A 6293-nucleotide genomic window follows, 5' to 3' on the forward strand; every position below is an offset into this window, starting at 1 on the left:
GATAGTGAAAAAGAGAATTTGCCATTACCGGTAGTGCTTGAATTTTTTTTAAATTATGCTAAAGAAGAAGATGTGAAAGCTTTAATCAAGCTGCTGGGAAAACAAAAAGCATCCTCTATTTTTTTTGAGCAATTAAGTGAATCAGAAAGGGTATCTAATAACTACGACCCATTGGCAAAAAATTTTTTCCGGCTGTATTTTACAAAACATGCATAGTCAAATATTTAGTGATAGGCAAAAAGAGCTGCTGCCGTTAATAAAAAAATACAGGCGTAACTACTATTTAGTAGGGGGAACAGCTATAGCATTACATATTGGACATAGGTATTCAATTGATTTTGATTTATTCACTCTTGAAAAAATAAATTCCACAGGTATAAAGAAAGATGTAGCAGTTTCTGGCTTTTCATCTTTTATTATAAAATCTTTGCCCGATCAAATTCATTTTATTGTAAATGAAGTAAAACTTACCTTTTTTCAATACCCCTTTTCAATAGAAAGTAAGGTTGAATACGGGGATTATTTTAAAATGCCGGATTTAATAACGCTTGCAGCAATGAAAGCCTTTGCTTTAGGTGGCCGGGGAAAATGGAAAGATTATGTTGATTTATATTTTTTGATAAAAGGATTTTACAGCATTGAAGAAATTGCTGAAAAAGCAAAAGAAATTTTTAATGACAGCTTTAATCCAATTTTATTTAAAAAGCAACTTTGCTATTTTGAAGATATAAATTATTCTGAGGCAGTAGATTTTTTACCAGGCTTTGAAACCGATGAAAACACCATTAAAGAATTTTTGATAGACGCAGCATTAACAGGATTTTAATAATTAAATAAAAATAAAAAAAATGAAACGTAACGCAACTGCCGTTTGGAACGGTACAGGTAAAGAAGGAAGTGGACATTTGACCACACAAAGCACAGTTTTAAACAAAACACAATATTCTTTTAACTCACGCTTTGCAGATGGAGTTGGTACCAACCCTGAAGAATTAGTGGCAGCAGCACTTTCGGGCTGTTTTGCCATGAAATTAACTTTTGTAGTTAGTGGTGCCGGCTTTACCGCCGAAACTATAGATGTAAACAGCACTATCACTTTAGATGCCGGAGCAATTACAAATGCTCATTTAACAGTAAAAGCAACAGTACCGGGTATTAGCCAGGAAAAATTTGATGAATGCATGGAAGATGTAAAAGCGAACTGCTTAATATCTAAATTATTAAATGTAGATAAAACTTACGAAGTAAGTTTAACCAATTAGAGGTTACTGGAATTAATGATCCTTCGGCTTATACTATAAGCTGAGGGATTTTTATTTTTGAAGCCCTCTCAAAAAACTAACTGCCGGCATTTTGTTTAAGGTTTAAATAAGCTACATTTGATTGTAAATAAAAAGCAGATTATGTCTTTTCAAAATAAAACAGTTTTAATTACCGGGGCAAGCCGTGGTATTGGAAAAGCAATTGGTTTGCGCTTAGCAGCAGAAGGCGCAAACATTGTAATTGCAAGTAAAAGTGTAGAAGAAAACCCTAAGCTGGGAGGTACCATTTTTTCTGCTGCTGCTGAAATGGAAGCAGCAGGTGGTAAAGCACTGGCAGTGCAATGCGATATCCGTTTTGAAGACCAGATTCAAAATGTAATTGATAAGGCAGCAGAAAAATTTGGTGGTATTGATATTTTAGTAAACAATGCATCAGCAATTAATTTAACCCCAACAGAGCAAACCGAACCCAAGCGTTTTGATTTAATGTATGATATAAATGTAAGAGGAACTTTCATGGTAAGTAAAGCCTGTATTCCCTTATTAAAAAAATCTACCAACGCACATATCCTTAATTTATCACCGCCAATAAATATGGATATGAAATGGTTTGCCAATCATTTGGCTTACACCATTAGTAAATATAACATGAGTATGATTGCGTTGGGATTATCAGCAGAACTAAAAAAATATAATATTGCTGCTAATACATTATGGCCACGAACAACTATTGCAACCGCTGCAGTAAATAATTTATTGGGTGGCGAAATGCTGATGAAGATGAGCCGTACCACAGATATTATTGCCGACGCTGCTTATTATATTTTAAGAAAAGCTGCTGCAACATGCACCGGTAATAGTTTTATTGATGAAGAAGTTTTAGCCAAAGAAGGCATTACCGACCTTAGTAAATATTCCGTAGTACCCGGCGCACAATTATATAATGATTTGTTTGTTTAAAAATTCCCTGTTAAAAAAAGGCTAATACTTTTTTGTTTTGATGAGTGGTAACATTTTACCTCGCTGTACGTTTAATTTCGTACCAGCATTATTACGCCATGAATAATGTCTTGATCAAAACCAAAAAAGTATAGCCATGAACTTCTTTAACCTAAGAGCAGTATGCTTTTGCATGCTCCTTACTGCAACAGCTTTCAGCCAGACTGAAAAGAAAAAAATTTCTGCACAGCGCATTTCCAAGTCATTAAAAATTGATGGGGTAATAGATGAACCTGAATGGAAAAATGCACAAGTTGCGGATAAGTTTGTAGCCTTGCGCCCCACTCCATTTAAACCCGAAAATCCTGATAACAGAAGTGAAATGTATTTTTTGTATAATGATGAAGGCATTTACATTGGCGGATATTTTCACGAAAAATTTAAAGACAGTATTGCCTCGGAATTAGTAGGCAGGGATGGTTTTGGTAACAATGATTTTGTAGGTGTAATTTTTGATACGTACAATGATAAAATTAATGGCTTTGAATATTTTGTTACGCCGCTTGGCGAACAGTTTGATGCTAAACAAGCTCCAAACCCTAATGGAGACAGCGAAGATTTTAGCTGGAATGCTGTTTGGCAAAGCAATGCAAAAATTCACAATGATGGATGGAGCTTTGAAATGTTTTTACCTTACTCAGCCATTCGTTTTGGTAAAAAGAAAGTTCAGGACTGGGGATTAAATATTGTACGACGCAGGCAAAAAAGTGGCGAACAATTATTCTGGCAATCTATTGATCCTACTGCAAATGGTTTTTTAACACAGGAAGGTATGCTTACAGGCTTAACTGATATTAAGCCACCATTACGTTTGCAGTTTTCTCCTTATTTTTCTACTTATGTAAATCATTTTCCCTATAAACAAACAGATTTAAAAAACTGGAATACACAGGTAAATGGCGGTATGGATGTAAAGTATGGATTGAACCAGGCTTTTACTTTAGACATGACACTGATACCGGACTTTGGTCAGGTACAAAGCGACAAAAGAATTTTAAATCTTACGCCGTTTGAAGTAAAGTATGATGAAAACAGAACTTTTTTTACCGAAGGCACGGAACTGTTTAATAAAGGAAATTTATTTTACAGCAGGCGCATTGGCGGGCAGCCCATACATTACTATGATGTGGATTACCAGGTAAACAGTGACGAAGCGGTTTTAAAAAATCCACAGCAAAGTAAATTGGTAAATGCAACAAAAATTAGCGGACGTACACAAAAAGGTTTGGGCATTGGCGTGCTGAATGCTGTAACAAAACCACAGTTTGCTTTGGTAGAGAACAGCAACAATAAAGAACAAAGAAAGATAGAAACCGATCCGCTTACCAACTATAATGTTTTTGTAATCGACCAAACTATGAAGTATAACAGCAGTATATCTTTTGTAAACACCAATGTTTGGCGTTCGGCAAAAGATTATGATGCCAATGTAAGTTCATTTTTATTTGATCTTAACGATAAAAAGAATAAATGGAATTTTGGTGGCAGTGCCAGTTTAAGCAATTTATTGGGCAAAGGTGGAAAAAATACTACCGGCTATGCCCACTCCTTTAATTTTGGTAAAACCAGCGGCCGGTTTAATTTCAATATTTTTCAGGAGTTGAGTAATGCAAAATACGATAAGAGCGATTTGGGATATTTTACCAATAACAATACCATTGATAATGGTTTGTGGATGGGGTACAAATGGCTGCAGCCAAAAAAGTTTTTTAATAATTTTCGTTTAAATTTTAATACTTTTTACAGCCGTTTAGTAACGCCGATAGATGTATTGAAGCGAAAAGAAATGATGTATCAAAATGGTGGTGGAAATGTGAATATGAACGGGCAAACAAAAAAATTATGGTTTGTTGGTGTTAATGTAAACTGGGGATATAATTACAATGATTTTTATGAAGCAAGGGAACCCGGAAGGGTTTTTAAAAACAAAGGCAGGGTTGGCATGGCCGTATGGTGGGAAAGTAATTCATCCAAAAAATTATCGTGGGGCGGAGAAATATTTGGAGGAAAAGGGGGAGTATTTAAAAGGCAAAGTATTAACCCAACCTTATTTGGTAAAATACGGTTCAGCAGCAAATTTTCTATAAATAATTCTTTAACTATGGACTTTCAAAAAAACAATGCCGGCTATGCTGATACTTTACAGAACGCCATATTTACCAATGGATACGAGATTTATTTTTCAAGAAGGGATATACGAACCGTTGAAAATACGCTGGGAGTAAAATACAATTTTACCAACAGGATGGGTATTACTTTACGGGCCAGGCATTATTGGAGCAAAGTAGCTCCACAACAATTTTATGAGTTAGATAAATATGGCGATGTGGTAACACCTTCTGTACCATTTACAAAAAACAGGAATCAAAATTATAATTTCTTTAGTACCGATTTGGTTTATACCTGGCAATTTGCACAGGGTAGTTTTATAAATATTGTATGGAAAGATATTAGCGAATCGTTTAACAGAGATTTTGAGAAAAACTATTTTTATAATTTGGATAAAACTATAAGCGGACCGCAGGCCAATAGTTTTTCTGTTAGGGTAATTTATTTTTTAGATTATTTAACTGCAAGGAAGCAGCTTGCAAAAAAGAAGTAGATAAAAACAGGCTGTCTCTAAAGCAAACAAATCCGTCACATTGAGTTTATCGAAATGTTTGCAGATTTGTTTGCCAGCGATTGTAACATTTCGATAAACTCAATATGACAAACGCTGGTACTTTTAAGACAGACTCACTTTATTAAAAACTATTTGCTGCTGTTATTGCCAATAAGTATTGCACCCATTGCCATTGAGATGTCTTTAAGAAGGTGAGTAAACCCACCACTTAATAAAGGTTTTAAGTGAAGAGTAAAAACAAAAATTAAGAACATTGCTGCTAATAAATAACAGGCAAGCCTGGTATATTTGTTTATGATAATTGCAATTGCTGCAAGTATCATACAGGCACCGGTAAAATAAATCCATATACCGCCATCTCCCGGCATATAATCAGGTACACTGGCTTTCATTGCATCAACATTAAGGAAATGTAAAACCCCAAAAGTTCCAATAGCGAGCGCATAAATAATGGCTGCAATTTTAGAAGATACTAACGGTTCCATAATATTTTGGTTTTAATTCAATATGAAAATAATACTTAAACATGGCGTTTGCAAGTGTTTTAAGCTATTTGTTTTTGGGAATGAAGACTTGAAAATAAAAAATCCCTGAACTGTAATCGAATTACAATGCAGGGGTTTAAAATGTGAAAATTTTATTTCAGTATTGCAGGAGAATTCTTTGTGGTGATATTTTATCTGGAAGAATTATTACCAATAATTATTGCTGCCATTGCTACAATACCATCTAATAATGGACGCTCAAGCATTCCCTGGTTAATGGCAGGCTGTAAACGAACGGTTAAAATAAGTATTATTACCATTACAGCTAATAAATAACAAGCCATTCTTTTGTATTTATTTATGATGATAGCAATTGCTGCTAATAAAAATCCTGCACCAGAAATATACAACCATATCGAGGGATTGCCGGGCATAAAAGAAGGAACACCTGAACCTGCTTTTCCATATTGTAAATGCATTATGCCAAAAGCAGCAATAGCAAGAGCGTATAAAATTTCGGCAAATCGTGTTGGAAAAAGCTGTTTCATTTTAGTAGATTTTTGGTTTAGGTTGAAAAATAATATTTAAACACCGGCTTTGCAAGTGTTTTACTGTATTTGTTTTAGTGAGTTTATTGCGGCAATAAAATAAAAAACCGCAGCATCAAATATTTATTTGTAATGCTGCGGCTAATAATACCAGTAATATTATTTAATTAAAGCCACTGGCGCTTCTTTCTCTAATAAATATTTGTAAATAAATTTTGTTTTTAAGTTTTGAAAATGCAAACCTTTATTACCTCCCCATCCATGCCTGCCACCGGGATAGATCAGGAACTCGAAATCTTTTTTTGCATCTTCCAGTTAATCAATTAAACGTAAGCTATTTAGAAGATGCACATTGTCATCTATCACACCATATAAT

7 protein-coding genes are annotated in these 6293 nt (G+C 34.4%); 5 read left to right on the plus strand and 2 right to left on the minus strand.

Features of this window, described 5'->3' with window-relative positions; translation table 11 throughout:
- The 5 genes from ACY65O_RS14815 to ACY65O_RS14835 all read left to right on the plus strand — a co-directional run.
- Positions 1–216 (plus strand): hypothetical protein (locus ACY65O_RS14815; RefSeq protein WP_462221636.1); only part of this gene is annotated, 216 nt, incomplete at its 5' end.
- Positions 209–826, plus strand: a complete 618-nt coding sequence (locus ACY65O_RS14820; RefSeq protein WP_462221637.1) for a nucleotidyl transferase AbiEii/AbiGii toxin family protein — start codon at positions 209–211, stop codon at positions 824–826. The genes ACY65O_RS14815 and ACY65O_RS14820, both read left to right, overlap by 8 nt.
- Positions 827–848: 22 nt before the next feature.
- A complete protein-coding gene (locus ACY65O_RS14825) occupies positions 849–1262 on the plus strand; it encodes an OsmC family peroxiredoxin (RefSeq protein ID WP_462221638.1) in 414 nt (137 codons plus the stop codon).
- 141 nt (positions 1263–1403) lie between these two features.
- Positions 1404–2222, plus strand: a complete 819-nt coding sequence (locus ACY65O_RS14830; protein ID WP_462221639.1) for an SDR family oxidoreductase — start codon at positions 1404–1406, stop codon at positions 2220–2222.
- A 136-nt stretch (positions 2223–2358) separates the two neighbouring features.
- The gene (locus ACY65O_RS14835; RefSeq protein WP_462221640.1) at positions 2359–4863 is read left to right on the plus strand and encodes a DUF5916 domain-containing protein; all 2505 of its coding nucleotides are present in this window, start codon (positions 2359–2361) and stop codon (positions 4861–4863) included.
- A 149-nt stretch (positions 4864–5012) separates the two neighbouring features.
- Here the strand turns inward: ACY65O_RS14835 and ACY65O_RS14840 are convergent, their stop codons facing one another.
- Both ACY65O_RS14840 and ACY65O_RS14845 read right to left on the minus strand, forming a co-directional pair.
- Complete coding sequence (locus ACY65O_RS14840; protein ID WP_462221641.1) at positions 5013–5369, minus strand: hypothetical protein; 357 nt, start codon at positions 5367–5369, stop codon at positions 5013–5015.
- 191 nt (positions 5370–5560) lie between these two features.
- The gene (locus ACY65O_RS14845; RefSeq protein ID WP_462221642.1) at positions 5561–5917 is read right to left on the minus strand and encodes a hypothetical protein; all 357 of its coding nucleotides are present in this window, start codon (positions 5915–5917) and stop codon (positions 5561–5563) included.
- Positions 5918–6293 lie beyond the last annotated feature (376 nt).

It is taken from the genome of Ferruginibacter sp., assembly GCF_031430955.1.
In the GTDB taxonomy this organism is placed as follows: Bacteria; Bacteroidota; Bacteroidia; order Chitinophagales; family Chitinophagaceae; genus Ferruginibacter.